This window comes from Pseudomonas avellanae BPIC 631 (assembly GCF_000444135.1).
GTDB lineage: Bacteria > Pseudomonadota > Gammaproteobacteria > Pseudomonadales > Pseudomonadaceae > Aquipseudomonas > Aquipseudomonas avellanae.
This window is the reverse complement of sequence record NZ_ATDK01000494.1, coordinates 1-806: the sequence shown is the minus strand read 5'-3', so window position 1 is coordinate 806 and position 806 is coordinate 1. Positions and strand designations below refer to the sequence as shown.

Annotated in this window: 1 protein-coding gene; it reads right to left on the bottom strand. The window is 45.2% G+C overall.

Annotation, left to right across the window (positions count from 1 at the left end; translation table 11 throughout):
- Positions 1-87 precede the first annotated feature (87 nt).
- Positions 88-573 (bottom strand): hypothetical protein, encoded by a 486-nt coding sequence (locus DW49_RS1000000132580; RefSeq protein WP_147477488.1) that lies wholly within the window; start codon positions 571-573, stop codon positions 88-90.
- Positions 574-806: the final 233 nt, after the last annotated feature.

Genomic DNA, 806 nt, shown 5'->3' with positions numbered 1-806 from the left:
TGGCCAAACTGGATCGTGATGCGTTCTTCAATGCTGAGTTCATGATATGACATAGGTTCACCGTACCGGATTGGTCAGGTGTTGCGCTCAGTTTTTGCCGCCGCCCAGAAAAACAGATTCCGTAAAATCTGGATCTTCGATAGGAAGCGATGTAACTGAGGCACTAAATCTCATGTCTAAATCGGCGCGCCCCATGTCATACCGAACACCCGATGGAGACGTTAGCGTAAGCACCATTGAATCACAGCGTAAACGCCAATTTGATTTGGTTCTGTCTTCATAAGGAGCAACACGATAAAATTTTTCGCTACTACCGTCCGGAAGCCTCAAATTGAATCTGGCGTTATCACGTTCACCTTGATTGCTACACAACTGAAAAGTCGAGTTCATATAATAGTTAGGTGTCCCGCTGCCATCACGAAGATGATAATTGGTGGCATGATAAATCTTTGGCGCTGCCGCGATTGTCCAGCCTGGCCCTAAAGCGGTCCATTCCGTACTTTGTCTATATGGTGCAGCAAGACCGGCTGTTAAACGCTGTAGGTCGTAGCTTCGATGAATATTGATATCCATACCTGCCGTTCCAGGAATACTCAAATCAATATGACTGACTTTGAGATTACCGGACCAAGGGTCCACAGTGTCAACCGCACTAGAAACCAGCACAAGATTGTTCTTCGGTGCTAAGTCATACGGCGCATGACTCTAGTGTACTGTTTTCGAAATAAGTTACCCATAACCTGCAAGCTAAGCTATTGATAAGATTTGAATTTTCCGTTAGTTGGTGGCTGATTTTTTCGAAAACA

What these genes read in the sequence shown, in the direction of transcription:
- DW49_RS1000000132580 (WP_147477488.1), bottom strand. Translation starts at nt 573, where the DNA reads ATGGATATCAATATTCATCGAAGCTACGACCTACAGCGTTTAACAGCC.